The organism is Wolbachia endosymbiont of Tuta absoluta (assembly GCF_059414725.1).
Genome location: NZ_JBNRJY010000022.1, coordinates 1 through 1,911, shown reverse-complemented (window position 1 = coordinate 1,911; position 1,911 = coordinate 1). Strand labels below are relative to the sequence as shown.

Genomic DNA, 1,911 nt, shown 5'->3' with positions numbered 1-1,911 from the left:
GGTCACAAACACAGATTGATCGATCATTTAAATTCGCCCCTTTATTTAAAAGATATTTGATTATTTCTATATGACCATTTTTAGCAGCACAAAATAGGGGTGTCCGTAATTTCAAGTCTTTACTTTCGATTGGTACATTTTTCACACGTTGGGTTACATTATCGAAATTTTTACGCGGATCGATCTTTTTAAACATCAGCATTCCTCATTCTAAGGTAAGGGTTTTCTAATTGTGTTTATTGTCTTGATTTTTCCACGTCACCCGAGAAAGAAAATTCTAAAGTAGGTTCCACAAAGCAATGGATCAATCTGTGTTTGTGACCAATCTGTGTTTGTAACCTTGTTCTTGGTACTGTGTCAAAAATGCCATATTTTGTAGACCCTACTTTACAAATACAAATACAAAAAAGGCTAAGGTTGAGGTAGGCTTCGTGCGTTCGTGTTTATATGAATATGGAAATTCACAGAAATGGTTTTTTTTTTAAAAGATCAATCTAGTGAAATGCGTTTATAATGAACTGCAATGTACACTAGCTATGTGTCTCGCGCAGATCAGAACAGACATTTTTGGGGCACGTGTTGCGGTGAAAACCGTCGGAGCCACAAACAGAACAATGTTATTTTAATTTTCTACATTATTTCAGACAATTTGGGTTAATCAGTTTTATATTAAGAAACTATTTTTATATGTAAAGTCTTAATTTTGTGCACAGAAAATACACTGCAATTTTACCACTTTGTATTATGCCAGCGTGTTCGGCGTAGCATTTGCGTAGAATGTACGTATTTAGAGGCTATGAAATTGCTACGAAAACAACTGAAAATATCTACACCATAGATAGATAGTACATTTGATATATTCTTAAATATTATGATACCCATTTTTGGAAAACTGTTTTAATGTCCGTACGAGTACTGTATCCATCCATGGAGTGCATTAAATATATAATTTAACAGAGAGATCAAAGTAGTATCTCCTCATAGACCCTCCATTTAGCACTCAAAGCGGCGATTTTTGGGGCACGCACTGCCGTCACAGCCAGACTTAGTCATTTCTCCATCTAATAGACTCAGGCAACAACATACCTTAGTATCCTCATTAATTTTGTGAATCGGACGATTTCTCATGATTACGCGTATTTGCGGTTTTATGTAAATACTTGATAATATTTTCTTAACTTTGCAAAACTATTACTCATCACAAAAAAAAAACATTTAATTGTAAAATCCGTACTTATGTGTGTGTGTGTGTGTGTGTGTGTGTGTGTTTGTGTGTGTGTATGTGTGTGTGTATGTTTGTTACCTCTTCACGCACAAACGGCTTGACCGATTTGGATGAAATTTGGAACACCAGTAGAGTATAACCTGGAATTACACATATGCTACTCTTTACCGCAGGAAAACAAATATTAACACGGGAAAATGAGTGGCAGCGGGTGAATCTGCTGGGCGGAAATCTAGTCCTAAATAAACACAACTTGAATCCGTTTAAAATTGTTTTATTGTGATAAATATTATGTACAAGTCTTCTTCTTTTCTAGTGGGTCAAGTTAATAATCTACTGTAATTATACCGCATTCGAGTACTATTATCTAAACTTAACCATGATTTATCTGGTAGCTGTCTATTAAAGTTTTTGATCGATCATGGTCCATGCAACTCGGCAGAAATATCGGACGATTCAACAAAATCGAATATCGAGGTAGGAAACCTAGTATTTTGAGTTGGTATAGTCTAATTTCAGGTTGATTAAATATCACTTTTCATAAAAAAGTTGTTACTCAAACTCTATACCATTGGGTCAAAAAAGTACTTAAAGATAGTGGTATCGACATCTCTATATTTGGAGCTCATAGCACACGTCATGCATCTACGTTTGCCGCTCATAGTCTGGGTGATCATTTAGAAGTG

Annotated in this window: 1 protein-coding gene; it reads right to left on the bottom strand. The window is 35.2% G+C overall.

Going from position 1 to position 1,911, the window contains the following annotated elements; translation table 11 throughout:
• On the bottom strand, nt 1–196 hold a 196-nt coding region (locus ACJ5GX_RS00120), incomplete at its 3' end, for an ankyrin repeat domain-containing protein (RefSeq protein ID WP_495292559.1).
• Nucleotides 197–1,911: the final 1,715 nt, after the last annotated feature.